The organism is Glutamicibacter sp. (assembly GCF_032154645.1).
Taxonomy (GTDB): domain Bacteria; phylum Actinomycetota; class Actinomycetes; order Actinomycetales; family Micrococcaceae; genus Glutamicibacter.
This window is the reverse complement of the sequence record NZ_JALDXV010000003.1, coordinates 73532-91006: the sequence shown is the minus strand read 5'-3', so window position 1 is coordinate 91006 and position 17475 is coordinate 73532. Positions and strand designations below refer to the sequence as shown.

At 56.7% G+C, this 17475-nt stretch carries 16 protein-coding genes and 3 tRNA genes; 4 read left to right on the top strand and 15 right to left on the bottom strand.

The window, feature by feature from the left end; all coding sequences use genetic code 11:
* The first annotated feature begins 47 nt into the window (after window positions 1-47).
* Genes RUH64_RS04255 through RUH64_RS04245 form a run of 3 tightly spaced genes read left to right on the top strand, consistent with a single transcriptional unit; the run spans window position 48 to window position 2637 of the window.
* Window positions 48-764 (top strand): LytTR family DNA-binding domain-containing protein, encoded by a 717-nt coding sequence (locus tag RUH64_RS04255; protein WP_313811552.1) that lies wholly within the window; start codon window positions 48-50, stop codon window positions 762-764.
* Between the two features lie 15 nt (window positions 765-779).
* On the top strand, window positions 780-1169 hold the full coding sequence (locus RUH64_RS04250; RefSeq protein WP_313811550.1) for an ABC transporter permease: 390 nt from the start codon (window positions 780-782) through the stop codon (window positions 1167-1169).
* A complete protein-coding gene (locus tag RUH64_RS04245; RefSeq protein ID WP_396275983.1) occupies window positions 1162-2637 on the top strand; it encodes a cation acetate symporter in 1476 nt (491 codons plus the stop codon). Before RUH64_RS04250 ends, RUH64_RS04245 begins: the two co-directional genes overlap by 8 nt.
* Window positions 2638-2758: 121 nt before the next feature.
* Here the strand turns inward: RUH64_RS04245 and RUH64_RS04240 are convergent, their stop codons facing one another.
* The 6 genes from RUH64_RS04240 to rpsB form a co-directional block, all read right to left on the bottom strand.
* Complete coding sequence (locus RUH64_RS04240; RefSeq protein ID WP_313811546.1) at window positions 2759-3331, bottom strand: DivIVA domain-containing protein; 573 nt, start codon at window positions 3329-3331, stop codon at window positions 2759-2761.
* 149 nt (window positions 3332-3480) lie between these two features.
* The gene (locus tag RUH64_RS04235) at window positions 3481-4539 is read right to left on the bottom strand and encodes a phosphatidate cytidylyltransferase (protein WP_313811544.1); all 1059 of its coding nucleotides are present in this window, start codon (window positions 4537-4539) and stop codon (window positions 3481-3483) included.
* Window positions 4540-4613: 74 nt separating this feature from the next.
* Window positions 4614-5171, bottom strand: coding sequence for a ribosome recycling factor (gene frr / locus RUH64_RS04230; RefSeq protein ID WP_313811542.1), 558 nt, complete (start codon window positions 5169-5171; stop codon window positions 4614-4616).
* Window positions 5172-5249: 78 nt separating this feature from the next.
* Window positions 5250-5972, bottom strand: coding sequence for a UMP kinase (gene pyrH, locus RUH64_RS04225; protein WP_313811540.1), 723 nt, complete (start codon window positions 5970-5972; stop codon window positions 5250-5252).
* Window positions 5973-6164: 192 nt separating this feature from the next.
* Entirely contained in the window at window positions 6165-7001 is an 837-nt protein-coding gene (tsf, locus tag RUH64_RS04220; RefSeq protein WP_313811538.1) for a translation elongation factor Ts, read from the bottom strand.
* 141 nt (window positions 7002-7142) lie between these two features.
* Window positions 7143-7958 carry a 30S ribosomal protein S2 gene (gene rpsB, locus RUH64_RS04215; protein WP_313811536.1) on the bottom strand — a complete coding sequence of 272 codons (816 nt, stop codon included), beginning with the start codon at window positions 7956-7958 and terminating at the stop codon, window positions 7143-7145.
* A gap of 393 nt (window positions 7959-8351) precedes the next feature.
* On the opposite strand from rpsB, the gene RUH64_RS04210 reads away from it, so the two are divergent.
* Complete coding sequence (locus tag RUH64_RS04210; protein ID WP_313811534.1) at window positions 8352-8879, top strand: M23 family metallopeptidase; 528 nt, start codon at window positions 8352-8354, stop codon at window positions 8877-8879.
* 67 nt (window positions 8880-8946) lie between these two features.
* Here the strand turns inward: RUH64_RS04210 and RUH64_RS04205 are convergent, their stop codons facing one another.
* From RUH64_RS04205 to RUH64_RS04165, 9 genes are all read right to left on the bottom strand, one after another.
* Entirely contained in the window at window positions 8947-10092 is a 1146-nt protein-coding gene (locus RUH64_RS04205) for a glycosyltransferase 87 family protein (protein WP_313811532.1), read from the bottom strand.
* 673 nt (window positions 10093-10765) lie between these two features.
* Window positions 10766-10839 (bottom strand) — tRNA-Ile (locus RUH64_RS04200).
* 100 nt (window positions 10840-10939) lie between these two features.
* A complete protein-coding gene (locus tag RUH64_RS04195; protein WP_313811530.1) occupies window positions 10940-12127 on the bottom strand; it encodes a glycosyltransferase in 1188 nt (395 codons plus the stop codon).
* Between the two features lie 60 nt (window positions 12128-12187).
* Window positions 12188-13096, bottom strand: a complete 909-nt coding sequence (locus tag RUH64_RS04190) for a DMT family transporter (RefSeq protein WP_313811529.1) — start codon at window positions 13094-13096, stop codon at window positions 12188-12190.
* A gap of 66 nt (window positions 13097-13162) precedes the next feature.
* Window positions 13163-14005 (bottom strand): phage holin family protein, encoded by an 843-nt coding sequence (locus RUH64_RS04185; RefSeq protein WP_313811528.1) that lies wholly within the window; start codon window positions 14003-14005, stop codon window positions 13163-13165.
* 265 nt (window positions 14006-14270) lie between these two features.
* Window positions 14271-14346: transfer RNA gene (locus RUH64_RS04180), tRNA-Asn, on the bottom strand.
* A gap of 356 nt (window positions 14347-14702) precedes the next feature.
* Window positions 14703-14778, bottom strand: a tRNA-Asn gene (locus RUH64_RS04175).
* 141 nt (window positions 14779-14919) lie between these two features.
* Window positions 14920-15990 (bottom strand): glycosyltransferase family 1 protein, encoded by a 1071-nt coding sequence (locus tag RUH64_RS04170; RefSeq protein ID WP_313811527.1) that lies wholly within the window; start codon window positions 15988-15990, stop codon window positions 14920-14922.
* 51 nt (window positions 15991-16041) lie between these two features.
* Window positions 16042-17343, bottom strand: a complete 1302-nt coding sequence (locus RUH64_RS04165) for an MFS transporter (RefSeq protein WP_313811526.1) — start codon at window positions 17341-17343, stop codon at window positions 16042-16044.
* Window positions 17344-17475: the final 132 nt, after the last annotated feature.

Genomic DNA, 17475 nt, shown 5'->3' with positions numbered 1-17475 from the left:
CCCCATGGATTCTGCCGGCGGCCAGCCTCTCTGGGTAGAATCAAGTCATGATTAATGTGGTGGTGGCCGACGACGAACTCCCTGCAGTGGAGGAAATCGCATTCCTGCTGAGCCAGGATTCGCGGATTGGAAAGATCCATCGAGCCACCTCCGGCGCCGCAGCGCTGAAGGCACTGGAAGAAAATGAAGTGGATGCGCTGTTCCTGGACATCCATATGCCCGCCCTGTCGGGCCTCGACATTGCCCGCGTCATCTCCCGCTTCGCCCATCCCCCGTTGGTAGTCTTCGTCACGGCCGACGAGGACCAGGCCCTGGAGGCCTTTGAACTGGCGGCCGTAGACTACGTGCTCAAGCCCATCCGCCCGCAGCGGCTCTCCGAATCGGTGCGCAGGCTGTGCGAACTGGTCGAAGAGACCCCGGCAAAACCAGAAATGATCACCGTGGACCAGGGCGGGATCACCAAGCTCATCCCCCGCAGCGAAATCTCCTATGTGCAGGCCCAGGGCGACTACGCCCGGCTTCATACCAAGGATTCAAGCTACCTGATCCGCGTCCCGCTCAACGACCTTGAACAGCAGTGGGCTGAATCGGGGTATGTGCGCATCCACCGCTCCTACCTAGTCAGCATGGACAAGATCGAAAACGTCAGGCTGCAGACCGGCAAGGCGGCGGTGCTGGTCAACGGCACCGAGCTGCCGATCTCCCGCCGCGCCCTGCCCTACCTGCGCGAACGTTTGGCTGCCAACCGCGTCCGCCCGCTCTAGGGCCGGGTCAAACCCGTGAACAACGATCCCCAGGAGCACCCGCCCGGACGCCTTGCACAACAGCGCCCGCTGAGGGTCAGGGTCCAGGCGCCGCAGGATGCGTCGTTGACCGTGGCAGCGGCCCGGCCGGAGCATACAGCGCAGGAGTTCTACATCCGCCAGTTGATCCGCTCGCAGTTTCGCCTTGCCGTTGCCGTGGCCTCGGGGCTGCTGGCAATGCTGGTGGGAATCAGCGCGCTGCTGGCCCTGTCTCCGGCGGTCTACGAATTCACCATGTGGGGCATTCCCCTGCCCTGGTGGATCCTGGGTCTGGGGATGTACCCGCTGATCATCATCGCCGGCATTCTGTACAACAGGGCCGCTGCCCGCAATGAGGAACGCTACCGGAGCATCAGCCGTGACTAGCCTCCTCTCAGCGCTGGCGCTCGTGCTGGTCTGCGTCACCACGATGCTCATCGCCTTCTACGGGCTGCGCCTCTCGCGCACCACGAGCGACTTCTACGTCGCGAGCCGAACCGTCAAGCCCTGGTGGAATGCCTCCGCCATCGGCGGTGAATACCTTTCCGCCGCCTCGTTCCTCGGCGTGGCAGGACTGATCATGCTCACCGGGCAGTCGGGACTGTGGTTCCCCATCGGATACACCGCCGGCTACCTGATGCTGCTGCTTTTCGTGGCGGCGCCGCTGCGCCGCTCCCAGGCCTACACCATCCCGGATTTCGCCCAGATCAGGTTCGAAGATTCCAAGACCCTGCGCAAGCTGACCACCTACCTGGTCGTGGTGATCTGCTGGCTCTACATCGTGCCGCAGATGCACGGAGCCGCGCTGACCCTGTCGATCGCCACCGGTCTGCCCGGATGGGTGGGGCCGGTGATCGTTGCGGCGGTCGTGTGCCTGACGGTGGTCTCCGGCGGCATGCGCTCGGTGACCTTCGTCCAGGCGTTCCAATACTGGTTCAAGCTGGCATCGCTGGTGATCCCCACGATCTTCCTGCTGATCCAGGTGATCCCGCAGCAGTCGACTCAAACCCGGCTGAACTCGCTGGCAACCCAGTTGGAGCAGATCTCTGGGCTGAACCTCTACGAAACCATCTCCATCATCCTCGCGTTGCTCTTCGGCACCTTGGGCCTGCCGCATGTGCTGGTCCGCTTCTACACCAATCCCACCGGCCACACCGCACGCACCACCACGGTGATTGTGCTCGGACTGCTCTCCGCCTTCTACCTGCTGCCCACCACCCTTGGCGTGCTCGGCCTGCTCTACATGCCGTGGCTGGGATCGACCAATGAAACCGATGCTACGGTGCTGCTGCTCCCCTCGGCGATCTTCGACGGGTTCCTCTCCGAGGCGTTGACCGCCATCGTGGTCGGCGGCGCGATTGCCGCCTTCCTTTCCACCACCTCGGGGCTGGTGGTGTCGCTGGCGGGGGCGCTGTCTCAGGAGTTCTTTGCGGGAACGGTGCGCGGATTTAGGATTTCCACGGTGCTTGCCACGGCGCTGCCGGTGCTGATCGCGGTGGTGACCAACTCGCTGGCCCTGGCGGGGGCCATCGGCAATGTGTTTGCCTTTACCGCGTCGACCATCTGCCCGCTGCTCCTGCTGGGCATCTGGTGGCGGTCGCTCACCGCCAGGGGCGCCATGGCAGGGATGCTGGTCGGTGCCGTGTCCTGCGGGTTGGCGCTGATGCTTTCGAGCGTCATCCCGCCCGTGGACGAGCTCTGGTTCCATATGATCCGGCAGCCGGCGGCGTGGAGCGTGCCCCTGGCGTTTGCGGTGATGATTGTGGTTTCGCGATGTACCAGCCGCTCCGTTCCCGCCGCTGCCGACCGCATCATGGCGCGGCTGCATGTCCCGGACCGGGACACCACGTTTTAGCCCGACCTGCGACGCGAACGGTTACCCCAAGACTTCGCGGCTGCGCGTAGCCCCCGGGCAGCGGCGAAGGCCGCCGCATTGGATGAATCTTCCCAACACGGCGGCCTTCGTTTTATTGCTGCTAGTCGATCGAAGCCATCAGCTCGACGACGCGGTCAAGGAATGCGTCGACCTGCGACTCTTCGTAGCCGTCGGTGCCCGTTGCCGAACGGAATTCAACGCGGCGCACCGCATCCACGGACATCGGGACGTCCTTCTCAAAGTAGTCGATGAGCTGATCGCACAGCCGGTCGACGTCCTTGATGTTGTAGCTGGACGCGTTGGTGCGCGAGGGACGGCGGAAGCGTTCGCCCTTGGCACGGTGCAGGCGTGCGCGCAGGATTGCCGCCAGGCGGCCCACCTGCTGCAGCCAGACCTCCTCGCCCTGGTGGGCGATCAGGTCGTCGCGCTCGCGCTTGGCGAAGACATCTTCCAGGCGGTCCAGTGCACCGTCGACCTCTCGGGCCTGGTAGCCGCCCTTTTGCGGTGCGAAGGTGGTGCGGCGGATCAGGTGGCTGGTGACCACACTGTCGTCGTTGCCGTCCCCGTTGAAAGTTGCGCGGGACCGGCTGAGAAACGCATCAACCTGCTTGACGCTATACCCGAACTCCGTTTCCGGCACCCGGGAAAACGGAGCATCTTGCTGCTGCGACACGACTGTTCCTTTACTGTCTATGGTCTTGGGGGCGGGCCGTCACGGCCCAACATCCCTAGTTATTCTATGGGTTTTGACTATCTGATGCTCAATGGCCACACCGTCGCCTTGGCAACTGGTCACAATGATCTCAGTGAGCGGCGCCGGCATCAGCCCAGCGAGAGGCTCCAGGAGAGCAGGTGCGAAATCAGGTAGCCCAGCGGGATGACAAAGAGGATCGAGTCGAGCCGGTCCATGATGCCGCCGTGGCCCGGCAGAAGGTTGCTCATGTCCTTGATGCCAAGTTCGCGCTTGACCATTGATTCGGAGAAGTCGCCGGTGGTGGCGGCGATGGTGGTGAAGAACGCGAGGATCACTCCGGTCCACCATGGCATGTCCATCCAGAAGTACATGGCCAGGGCTCCAACGAGCATGGAGCCGAGCATGGAGCCGGCGAAGCCTTCCCAAGATTTCTTGGGTGAGATCTTCGGCGCCATCGGATGCTTGCCGAACAGGACGCCGACGATATAGCCGAAGGTGTCGTTGCTGACCGCGAGGAGCAGAATGATGGCAATCATCCACTGTCCACGCGGCTCGTCGAGGATCAGCAACGCGAAGGAGAGCAGTAGCGGAATCCAGCTGATAATGAACACGCTGCTCATCACCGAGGCCGCGGCGCCCTTCAGCCCCTCCATGAGCCGGAAGATCAGAGTGATCAGCAGGCAGATGAGATAGCTGAAACCGAGCGCCTCAAGCCCGCCCCAGACCGCGCTGATCGGCATGAGCGCCGAAGCCACGAAGAGCGGGAGCATCGGCACGCTGGTCTTGGCATGGGTGGTGGCCCGGGCGACTTCCCAGCAGCCAATGCCGGAGAGCACCACGACCAGGAAGACCAGCAGCGGTTCAAACCAGAACAGCCCGCCGAGCACCACACCGAGCAGCACCGCGCCCACGGCGATGGCCGCCGGAAGGTTGCGTCCTGCACGCGAGGTCTTGGGCTGGTCCTGAACCGGCTGCGCGGAGACCTCGACGGCTGCCGGATTCACCGGCACCGCAACCGTGGCCGGCGTCGGTTCCGGGGCAGTCTCAGCGCTGGCCTCGTCGGCAACCGTTGCTGCGGGGACAACGGCCTCGGGGGCCGCCTCCTGCGGCTTCTTTCCGGACACGCCGCCGCGTTTGGCGGCCTTCTCCTGCGCCTCGCGCAGTGCACGAGCTTCCCGCCGAGTCAAGGGCGGGCCTTGCGCGGATGCCACTGAGGGCACCGCCGAAGCCGTGCCCTCAGTGTGATCTGTGGAGCCTGACATTAGACTTCCAGCAGCTCAGCTTCTTTGTTCTTCAGGATCTCGTCCACTGCCTCGACGTGCTTCTTGGTCAGCGCGTCCAGGTCCTTTTCTGCGCGGTTGCCGTCGTCCTCGCCGATTTCGCCGTCCTTGACCAGCTTGTCAATGGCGTCCTTGGTCTTGCGACGGTGGTTGCGCAGGGCCACGCGGGCGTCTTCGCCCTTGGCGCGTGCCAGCTTGACGTATTCCTTGCGGCGTTCCTCGGTCAGCACCGGCAGGACCACGCGGATCATCTTGCCATCGGAGGATGGGTTGGCGCCCACCTCCGGGTCACCCAGGGCCTTTTCGATTTCACGCAGCGCGGTGACGTCGAATGGGGTGATGGTGATGGTGCGGGCCTCTGGCACTGCGAAAGATGCCAGCTGCTGCAGCGGGGTTGGCGAACCATAGTAGTCAACCATGACCTTCGAGTACATGCCCGGGTGAGCGCGACCGGTGCGGATCGTCGCGAAGTCCTCCTTGGCTGCCTCAATGGTGCGGTCCATCTTTTCGGCGGTTTCCGCCAATGTTTCGTCAATCACCGGTACTCCTCAAGTACGTATTTGCTGTTTCCACCAAGGGAAAATAAATCTAGAACAATCCTATGCCACGTTCACCGCTTATGCGGTGACGGTGGTGCCGATTCGCTCGCCGCGGATGGCGCGAGACACGTTGCCTTCGCCTTCCATGCCGAAGACCAGCATGTCCAGCTTGTTGTCCTTGCACATGGTCATGGCGGTCTGGTCCATCACGCGGATGTTCTTGACCAGCGCCTCGGTGTAGGTCAGGGTATCCAGCTTGGTAGCGGTTGGGTCGGTCTTCGGGTCGGCAGTGTATACGCCGTCCACACCCGACTTGGCCATCAGCACTTCATCGGCGTCAACTTCCAGTGCACGCTGGGCAGCGACGGTGTCGGTGGAGAAGTATGGCAGGCCTGCGCCGGCGCCGAAGATGACCACGCGGTCCTTTTCCATGTGGCGGATGGCGCGGCGTGGGATGTAGTTCTCGGCGACCTGGGCCATGGCGATGGCCGACTGCACGCGGGTTTCAACGCCGCACTGTTCCAGGAAGTCCTGCAGCGCCAGGCAGTTCATGACGGTGCCCAGCATCCCCATGTAGTCTGCGCGGGAGCGGTCCATGCCGGAAGCCGACAGCTCGGCCCCGCGGAAGAAGTTGCCGCCGCCGACGACGATCGCCACCTCGACCTCGCCGACGGTTGCGGCGATCTGTTCGGCAATGCCGCGCACGGTCTTGGGGTCGACGCCCACCTTGCCTCCGCCGAAGACCTCTCCTGAAAGCTTGAGCAGTACGCGGCGTCGTCTGGTTTCTGGGCTGGTTGACATGGGGTCTAACTCCTGCAAGTCGTAATTCTATGGTGTTCGAATCGATCCGAATCCTAAACTACCAAGGGATTCGGGCTCAAGAAAAGGGAGGTGAGCCACCGAGTTGTGCTCGGTGCTCACCTCCCTTTTCTTTGGTGCAGCGTGCTTAGACGCTGCGAAGTGCTTTAGTCAGCTGATGCTTAAGCGTAATGCTTAGGCGCCAACGCGGAAGCGTGCGAAAGCTACTGGCTTGGTGCCAGCTTCTTCCAGAACTGCGCCAACAGACTTCTTGGCATCCTTGGCGAAAGCCTGGTCAACCAGGACGATCTCCTTGAAGAAGCCGGTCAGGCGGCCTTCAACGATCTTGGTCAGTGCAGCCTCTGGCTTGCCCTCTGCGCGAGCGGTCTCGTCAGCGATGCGGCGCTCGTCGGCAACCTTGTCAGCTGGAACCTCGTCGCGGGTCAGGTAGGTTGGAGCCATTGCGGCGGTGTGCACGGCAACGTCGTGTGCGATTGCTGCTGCAGCTTCCGAAGCCGAGTCAACGGCCAGCAGTACGCCAACCTGAGCAGGCAGGTCCTTGCTGGTCTTGTGCAGGTAAGCAGCAACGTGCTCGCCCTCGACGCGGGATACGCGGCGGACAACAACCTTCTCGCCGAGGATTGCGCCCTCTTCGATGACGGTGTCGCCAACGGTTTTGCCGTCAACCTCGAATGCCAGCAGAGCCTCAACGTCTGCAGCGCCGGATGCAACAGCTGCGTCCAGAACCTTGTTTGCCAGGGAGATGAACTTGTCGTTCTTGGCAACGAAGTCGGTCTCGCAGTTGATCTCGATCATGACGCCGACCTTGCCGTCGACCTTGGCGGCAACCAGGCCTTCAGCGGTCGAACGGCCTTCGCGCTTGGTAGCGCCCTTCAGGCCCTTGACGCGAATGATCTCGATGGCCTTCTCGGCGTCGCCGTTGGCCTCGTCCAGAGCCTTCTTAACGTCCATCATGCCGGCGCCGGTGCGCTCGCGCAGTGCCTTGATATCAGCAGCGGTGTAGTTTGCCACGTGCAATCCCATTCAGCTAGGAGTTTTCAAGTTAGTTTGCCCGTGGGACGGGTCGGATCACCAACCCGTCCCACGAGAGTTTGGAGTGAACCTATAGGCAGGTTAGCGCCTGCAGGCAAACTCCGAGAGTCAACAAAGTGACTACTTGGCTTCTGGAGCCTCGGTCTCGGCAGCTGCCTCGTCCTTGGCCTTCTCGCCCTCAAGCAGTTCGCGCTCCCACTCAGCCAGTGGCTCAGCGGCGCCCTCGGTCTTGCCTGCAGCCTTGTTGTTCTTGGCGATGAGGCCTTCGGCCACAGCGTCAGCAACAACGCGGGTAAGCAGGTTGACGGAGCGGATTGCGTCGTCGTTACCTGGAATTGGGTAGGTAACTTCGTCTGGATCGCAGTTGGTGTCCAGGATGGCGACAACAGGGATGCCCAGCTTCTGAGCTTCGTCGATTGCCAGGTGTTCCTTCTTGGTGTCAACGATCCAGATTGCCGATGGGGTGCGGGTCAGGTTGCGGATACCACCGAGGTTGTTCTGCAGCTTGGTCAGCTCGCGCTTGAGCAGCAGCAGTTCCTTCTTGGTGTGGCCCGAACCGGCAACATCGTCGAAGTTGATCTCTTCCAGTTCCTTCATGCGCTGAACGCGCTTGGAAACGGTCTGGAAGTTGGTCAGCATACCGCCGAGCCAGCGCTGGTTCACGTATGGCTGGCCAACGCGGTTAGCCTGCTCAGCAATTGCTTCCTGAGCCTGCTTCTTGGTACCGACGAACAGGATCGAGCCGCCGTGTGCAACGGTCTGCTTGACGAAGTCGTAGGCGCGGTCGATGAACGACAGCGACTGCTGCAGGTCGATGATGTAGATGCCGTTGCGCTCGGTCAGGATGAAGCGCTTCATCTTTGGGTTCCAGCGACGGGTCTGGTGGCCGAAGTGGACGCCGCTGTTCAGCAGCTCTCGCATGGTTACGACTGGCATGTCGCAACTCCTTTCAGCAGTAGCGGACCGGGCGCGCGAACGCCCGCGGTAACTGCCCTAGTTGTTTGGGTTGTTGCAGATCAACATTGTGTTCATCCGCCCTAGTACAAACCCCGGAATGCTTGGCATCCTGCCCGGCGTCCACCGATTCTCTCGGACCACTGGAACAACCGGTTTCCACCACTGGGGGCGGAAAAGCTCGTACGCGAAGTCAATTTTCCGATGAAACCAGCCCATTTTGGACATGGCTGTATAAGAAAACTGCAATCTCAAGTGTACTACACCAATACTGAGCAGCATCACCCGATGCAAGGTGATCTAGCTCCACTCGGGTTGCCCACAACCGGCGACTTTTCGGGTCCTTTGCACTGGAAACCACCACACCGTGGAGCTATGAAAAGACAACTTGTTCTAGCCCTGATCCAGGTCTTCCTCCTTGGCGCAGGAAGTAGTGCTGCCTCGACGCCCACGCCAGCACTCCCCCAGTCGGTGCCGGGCAGGCTCACCGAGTCAGCTGGCTGGCGTTGGCCGGTGAAAGGAGAACCAAAAATTTTGGATCCCTTTGACAAGCCTGAACAACGTTGGGCGGCAGGGCATCGAGGCATAGATCTGGCAGCCGATGAGGGCGACGAGGTCCTTGCCCCTCATCGGGGACGAGTAACGTTCAGGTCGACAGTCGTTGACCGGCCCGTCATCGTGATCGACCACGGTGCTGGCTTCAAGACAAGCATTGAACCTGCCGCCAGCGACCTGGAGGTTGGCGCATGGATCGAAGCAGGCGCCAAGATCGGAACCGTGGCCAACGGCGCACACTGTTCACAGCGCTGCATCCACTGGGGCGTCCGATTAAACGGCGAATACATTGATCCGGCCTTGCTCATCAAAGACCTACGGCCATCGATCTTGCTGCCACTGAACTAGCTGGAAAGAAAATTCTCCCCGCTCGGCAGGCAAGCAGGGAGAAATATTCACGGGCATTTGCAGCGTTTCAAACCAGAACCTCGGTGGACTTGGCAGGCGCATTGGTCTTGATTGTTCCGAACGAAATATACAGGCACACGATATTCGCAAGAACGGGAATGGTCGGAATGACATAGGCCCACAACGGCAGGGGGCCACCAGGATAAATGCCAACAAGATTGACCAGGTACTTTGGCGCGACTACTAGTGCGATGCTGGACACTGCGGTGGCGGCCACCACAATGTTGCGCCACGGACTAGCAAGAACTCCGGCAACACACACCCAGCCATAAGCGATTACCGGCCACCACACCCAATGATGAGACCAACTAACCGGAGACACCAGCAGCGGGCATGCGGAAGCTACGCCAATTAGCGCCGCACGGTCAACGACAGGCGCAAGCTTCCAGAGCAATGCGATGAACGAGAGGCCAATCGCCAGAGCAACGACAAACCAGACGCCCTGTGAAAAGCCGAATCGATCAAGTACTGCCTGCAGGGAAATGTTGTCTAGGAAGCTCAGATCTCCTACGCGCGTAGGGTCTCGAAGCACTTCGGTCCAATAATGAATCGTGTTTTGCGTTGAGATCAGCAGGCCAATTGCCTGCGTTCCAAGGAAGGAAGCAATCCCGATAAACATGACCCTCCACTGTTTCATTGCCAACGGCAAGATCAGGAAGGCAATGGGGGTGAGCTTGATGCCAGCAAAAATACCAACGGCAATCGCAAACGGGGTCAATGATTTGAACCTAACGAAAGTTAAGTAGCATGCCCCGAGGATCAGGATGTTGATCTGACCAAACCAAAGAGTGTCCCTGAACGGCCCTGAAATGACCATGACGGCACTGAGGGTGAGCGTCGTGAAATATGGTGCCAATTGTGTCCAACGAGTGCCGATGCGCTGGGCCAAATCGTGGCTTACGAATACTGTCACCATCAGCGACGCCACCGTGGCCAACAACAACGACAACTTGAACGGCAATACCGCGGTTGGAATAAAGATCAACGCGGCAAATGGAGGGTATGTGAAAGGCAACCCTGGATCGTTGACCGGTCCGAGAATTGGGTCGTAAAGCGACGATGGGTTGTTGAGTAGCGCAAGTCCACCTTCACGGTAGACCTTTAAGTCCAGACCTGTCGGAGTGTCGATCCATGTGATCATGAGGATCGCCACGACAACGAGGCAAACCTCTAATCCAATGGTTACCGGGCGCGCTTTTCGGAAAATAGACGAGAGAATCGTTCTATTCCTTCCACATTTAGATTTTTCTTATAAGCCTAATCGACGGCCGCACCCCGAATTCATTCGACGGCGTCACGCTACTGCTCGATGCTTGCGTGCATTCCTTGGCAAACTACAAGTTGAAAATTACTGAGCTGTTCATGCCAGACCCATGAGTCAATTTTTTGTCTGAAAAGAAACTAATTCCCCGGAATTTCACGCGAAACATCAGTTCATCGATGGAATTAACCAGTTTGATCACTTTTGTAGCGTTCACCGCAATAGCAATAGTTCATAACGGCGCATCCACGAGTCATACCTACAAGCACCCCGCACATTCATCTGTTCACTGGCGTCAACCATGACAAAATCTACCTACCGCAGAGTCATAGATCACATATTTTGAAACGCCGCATCGGAAACGTTCAGACCAACTAAAGAAAAATTTGAGCGATATGCGTCACCAGCGTCGTCTAGAAATTACAAAACTCGATTTGTATAGGCCGACTTCGGGATCGTACTGGATTCGGTGCCCGAAACAAGATCTACGGCGAAAGAACGCATAGCCAGAAACAAAAATCGCCCAGCGTCCTGTTTTCACAGGTCGCCAGGCGATCTTCCTGGGTAGGGAGTGACGGACTTGAACCGACGACCAAGGGATTATGAGTCCCCTGCTCTAACCAACTGAGCTAACTCCCCGCTCAATGTGCAATAACTAATTCGCCAGTGCACACTCGAAATATTCTATGGCATCATCTGACAAAACGCAGAGTCGGACACTGCGTGACCGACTGCAAGACTAGTGAGTGCTGACACTTTCGCCGCGGTACAGCGCCTCGAATGCGTCCATGGTCTTGTCTTGAGCGTGGTTCATAACCTTGCGGTGTCCGGCGTCCCCAAACTTTGCGCGGCTTGCTTGATCCATGCTCAATACCTTGTCGAGTTTTGCGGCTAGATCATGGCGGTCGCCGGGGGCGAACATGTATCCGTTGACTCCCTCATCCACCAAATGCGGCAATGCCATCGCATTGGCAAGGACAACTGGTTTTGAGGCCGATAGAGCTTCCAAGGTGACAAGCGACTGAAGTTCTGCAGTACCTGGTTGGCAAAAAACATCGCAGCGCAGGTAGGCCTGGCGAAGTTCATCGTCCGAGATGTGTCCGAGGAATCTAACCCTGGATTCCAAGCGATGTTCAGCAACGATCTTTTCCAATGGTTTGCGCTGTTCACCGCCACCAACGATTTCCAAGATCGCCTCAGGAACACTGGTCATCAAGGACAGTGCTTCAATCAGTTCGTTGACATTCTTCTCCACAGCTAGGCGCCCGGCAAAGAGAATGGTCGGCGCCTCATTTTTGCTGATGCTCTCGCCCTCGCCAAGTTCATAGTTGCCAACCTCAATACCATTAGACAATGGCATGACGTTTTTCAGCTTGGCTCGCTCTCTCATTGCCTTAGCTGCCAAAGGCGTCGGCGTGGTCACCGCATCGGCCTTACCGAAAATCTTGCCCATGTCTTTCCATGAATTGCGCGCAACAATTTTCTTGAACCACACAGGAAATGGGAGAAAAGGATCTAGATTTTCCGGCATGAAGTGATTTGTCGCTATCGAACGCACGTTGTTCTTTCGTGCCCAAGCTAAAGTTTCTTGACCGATCATGTAATGGCTCTGCGCATGGACCACATCCGGCTTAATTTCAGCCAGCAGCTTGTCGATTTTGCGGTTGACTTCCCAGGGAAAGACAATTCTGAAGTACTCGTGGGTTGGCACCGAGTGCGACTTCAAACGATGAACAATTGCTTCGTCGCGCACCTCAGTGTAGGTGTCGCCGGCCTCGCCTCGAACTGCTAAAACATGAACGCGGTGGCCACGTGCGTGCATTGCAGTTGCGAGTCGGTAGCAGAACATTGCCGCACCGTTGACATCTGGTGGATAGGTATCGGCAGCGATGACGATGGTCAGCGGTTTTTCCTTGGCCACAAGCATCCTTTATTGTTCTTCACATGTACTTTTGTTGTCGTGCAAGAGTGCACATTTCGGGGTGTATTACTGCTGCTCACGCGCTTCGTCGGTCGCGAGTTTTGCTTTTCGTTCCACGACGTCAGGATGATGCCTAGAGAGGGCAACAACGCCGATAATCGCAAGCACTCCAGAAACAACCATGGCAGCCGACACGAGTAGCGGAACATCGGGACGCAGCTCGCCGAGAATCGTCACACCGATCGCAATTCCGACGATGGGGTCAATGACTGTCAGGCCCGCGATCACTAGGTCTGGAGGGCCCTTTGAGTAGGCTTTCTGCACGAAGTAGGAACCTAGCAGGCCCGCGACCGCCACCGATATGAAGGCCAACCAAGGAATACTGCTGATAGTCGACTCTTCGACGTGCAGCACCGTTACAGCGATCATTCGCACCAAGACCGCCACAAAGCCGAAGAGTACGCCCGCCGAGACGATATAGAAGAACGCCCCAAGCTTTTTGTGGAAGATTGCGGCGACAACGCCGACAGCTGCAACGACGAAGGCCAGAATTAATTCGACGAGGTGTGCTTCTTCCTCCGTCATCGTCTGATCGTCGTTGGTAACCATAATTGCCAATAGCACAAAGCCAACCGACCCAATCATGCAGCTGACAATAGCCAGAATGGTCGGTTTGTTCAGGGTCATATTGGTTTCCTTGGCATTGACCAAGGCGGTAATGACCAGCGCTATTGCTCCAATGGGCTGGACGACGGTCAATGGTGCGTTGGCCAACGCGAAAACGTTCAGGCCCATGCCGAGAATCATGAGTAGCAATCCACTCATCCATCGGCCATTGGTAACAAGTTTTCCTACGTTGCCCAATTTGAGGTCTAGGCCATCGACAGAATTTCGCACTGCCATTGCCTGGAAGTGCGCACCAAAGGCAAGGCAAAAGGCACTACATAGTGCCGCTAAAATAGCGATCCAAACCATGTCAGTGCCTTTCTGGCCTTAGAGTCATACTAATTTTGGGTTGGAAAACCAACCGTGGCAAAAAGCCTAGGAACGTTTGGCGAGTTTTCGAATAATGGCCGCCAATGCCACTACCGATCCTGCAATTATTACGAATGGCTTAGCCTTCTCAATGCGCTCGGCACTAGCCCTGTCAGCCTCCGATTGATCTTCAGAATCTGAAGACGCTGGACTTACGAAGCTGCGGACCTTCGCTGCGGCGCCTCGTACTTTGTCGCCGGCTGATTCCGTAAAGTGCCGGATCTTATCAATCTTGGCCAGTGGAACCTGAACGCTTTCTCCCAAGTTGTCGCGCAGGGCCTGAATCTGGCGGCGGCGGCGCTTGGTGCGCAGAATCAGTTCATCTGCGGTCGGAGCTGGTGCCTTAGGCTCCTTAGGCTTACCGGCCTTGGAGTCTGTTTCTTCTGGCTTCTTGCGCAAGGGCTCATCAAGCGAGCTGACGTCGAAACTGCTGCCTTCCTTCAGAACGCCGATATCATGGCGCAAACCTCGAATTGCAGCATCCGGCGTCAAAGGCATTGCCTTCTTAATCTTTCTGTAGCCGACCAATCCGAGGATCAAAGCAATCAGCAAGAAGAATCCGGTGACGATCAAACCTGCGGCCCAGCCCGGCAGCCAGATCATCAGCACGTTGACGAGAGTAACTACCACGGCGATCACTACAAGCAGAACTACCAGAAGTGCGCCAACGGCCAGTGCCGCGGCAACACCAAGGCTGATTCCCTTGCTCTTGAGCAAGGTCGTCGCCAGCTTAATTTCGTCCGAAATCTGCTGCGGAACTAGCTCTTTGAGTCCAATGACCTGCTCTTTGGCGCTCTTGACGCTCGACGTCAAACTTTCATCAGTTTGTGTCGGTTCAGCTTCAGACATGGCTTCTCCATATTCTTGATCGCCGGGCAACCGGTACAACTTACGCTAGCATCCGCGTTGCACTCGACGACTCAGTCTTCAGGCGTAAAACCCACAGCTTCGTCTCATGCCATGGGTGTATCTCTTCTCGAATCGAAAGTCTATCGTCTGATCGGCCAGGACTCTAAGAGGTGTACAAATTTCCACGGGATCTGACTAGTGATTCCAAGCACGAAACGGCAAAAAGAAAACTTCCCAATCGCAGAACGCAATTGGGAAGTTCATTTGGCTCCTCCAACTGGACTTGAACCAGTAACCCTTCGATTAACAGTCGAATGCTCTGCCAATTGAGCTATGGAGGAATACAGGTAAAAATCTATCGTCATTTTCGCATGAATCAAAATCGGAGAATGACAGCTTTCGCTTTTTGTAGGCGAAGACTACGCTCTATGGGCCAAACCGTAGGCGTCAAGCTTCTACCGCACCTTAATACGAAAGATCTGAGAACGACGATGGTCACCGTCAATGAGAGATCAAATTAAGTCACCGAGCAGAGAAGCCCAACTTCAACCCCCTTCCGCATTAATTGAAGTAAGGAGACTTCGCTGGGCCACATCGGCGACATCTACTAAAAACTGCTCGCAGCACAGAATGCAGAATAAGGCATCATGAGAATAAACGAATCTCCCGGCCACTATCAGTGTCCGGGAGATTCCCTTGGCTCCTCCAACTGGACTTGAACCAGTAACCCTTCGATTAACAGTCGAATGCTCTGCCAATTGAGCTATGGAGGAATGCAACGTGTAATACCTTAGCACTAGCCAACTGCGATATTCAAATCCTTGAGTCCGGCCGCAAGAACCGGCCTCATCCCATGATTCTCTAGGGGTTTTAACTGCGTAAACGACTCCGCAAAAGCAAAAATCAACCTTCAATCATTTGTGATCTATCACATATTTCGCGAGGTTTAAAAGTTGGTCTGCCGAGCGTTCCCACGAATAATAGGATGCTCGCTCAATTGCCCGCCGGGAATAGTCTTGCCACGTTGCCGAGTCAGCCAATATACGAATCTTGTCCGCAAATTCGCGTGGACTATCCGGCGATGAGTACAGGGCGCTCTCGGAAGCTACCTCACGGAAAATGGGCATGTCGGTCACCACGACAGGAGTTCCCATGCTCATAGCTTCAACTAGCGGTAATCCATAGCCCTCCTCACGCGACAATGTCACCAGGGCAGTGCATTCACTCAGCAGTTCTTCATACTCTTGGTCGCTGACGCCATTATGGAATACGACATTTGCGTTTGCCGGGACAATTTTCTCAAGTTCGGATTTACGTTGAGGAGCGATTGCACTGAGCAGATGTAGCTCAAACTCCGGAAGGTCCTGCATAGCCGCGATAACTGTCTCTACATTTTTGTATTCCATAAATGAGCCCATGTAGAGCAGGGTTTTCTTAGGCTTCAGCTCTTGATTTCGACGCTGGAACGATCCGCTGGGCGCGTTCGACACCAATCCAATATGTCGGCGAGTCAAACGATGCTTGCGCATCAAACGTGCCGTCGTCTCGGACACCGTCGCCACAGCGTTCGCACGATTCAACAACAGTCTCTGCGGCCAATACACCTGATGGAATAGGAACCATCCCCATCGAATTGGAGCTGGCAGGAATTTCGGGGCGTGGGGGTGCGAATAATAAATCAGGTCATGCAAGGTCAGGATCACCTGATATTTGCGGCCAAGGGTACCCATTGTTTGCATAGGAGAAAAAACAACGTCAGGTCTCAATTTATTGACCTGAAGAGCAACCAATGGCTCCAGAACACTTGTCGACGAAGTGACCTTTAGATATGGAACATCCGGCAATAGGTTCAGTTGACGTTCATCATTGATCAGCATGGTGACGTCCGCTTTGCTTTTCACCGCCTCAATAAGGCCAGCGGTGTATCGACTGATGCCATCATGATGTGTAATTCGGGTGTATCTGGCGTCGATAACAAGTTTCACGTGCTGAACGGCCTTTGGTTGGTAATGGATGTGTTTCCAGACTACCGGCTATTATTCTGCCACTGGCTCGCGAGGTTCCATGTCACGAAGAATCGTTAGCCGCGGTCGCAAGACAACGAAGCACAATAAGCCTAAACACGTTGCTCCTACCCATGCGGCGAGTGCTGCTTGGATCCCGAATTGGGTGCCGATGAAACCACCCACCACCCCTCCTAATGGCACCACGCCAAAAGTGAAAAGTCGGCGAGCGCTCAGCACGCGCCCAAGCAAGTCTTCTGGAGTAATTTCGACCACCCACGTCGAGATCGCGATGTTGAAAATAAGCAGAACGATCCCCCAGCCGAATGCATGTAACGTCAATAGAGCGATGGCCCATTCACGGCTCGTGTAGTTTGCCAAGAGCACACAAGAAGAAAATACTATTTGGCCCAGCATGCTGGGGAGCGCTAGTTGTGACGGTGTGTATCGCTGGGCAAGTTGAGTTGAAATCGCAGCCCCGATTAAACCTCCTACTCCGCCGACTGCGGCATAGAGCCCATACCCTTGGGCACCGAGTTCAAGTTCGTTAATGACAAAAAGTGCTTCAACCGATGATCCAATCGCAAGTCCTAAGTTGCAGAACATCGTGGCGAAGGTAAGCGCAAGCAGTGATCGATGACCAAATAGGTAGCTCATACCACCGAATACTGTTGTATTGCCACGCGGTCTGACCGGGGCGGGCTTTTCAGCATATTCAGTGCTTGTCCTAGCCCTGCTGAGGGTAAAGGCCAACCCCAGCGCTGATAATGCGATGGTCAAACTAGCACCGAGCATCGGCACCGACCCAAACAGCGTAAACAGGGTCCCTGCAATCGCAGGAATCACGATAGCTAGCGCTTGATCAGTTGCCGCGAGTCGAGCAATGAGCCGACCGATTGAATGCCCTTCCCGGTCAACTTCGGGAACTGCTGATACTTGGGAGGTTTCCCCAAAGACATTACAGGCTCCCATAAGAGTGGCCAGGGTCAGCGCCACTGGAATATTCAGCGTTCCGGTGGCGTCCAAGACCAACAGGGATGCGAGGAGTGCAACTTTGGCACCGAGCCCTAGCCGCAATATTTTCACCGCACCAGCACGATCTACGAGGTAGCCGGCGGGGATCGTTGCAGCCACGAATGCTACTGAGCCGAGCGCATTGAGCATCCCCATCTGAAAAGCTGACGCACTGAGGGTGACAACGAACAGCATTTCGAGCGTGAACTCATAGAGACCGCGACCAGCTGCGTCGGCAGCATTTGAAGCTACCAAGCTCTTTTGCGCGTCAAACACCCTCAACTTTTCGCCCTCCGATTCCGTTGGATCGAAACCTATCACCTTCCAACCTCTAATCGATCAACATTATCGTCATCCAATTCTACGAATTATCACGTACTGGTCCTTCGGTATGACTTTTTTCAAAGTCTCCAGAAACCTTCACTTCAAATTCAATAATCCGCTAGTCAAGCC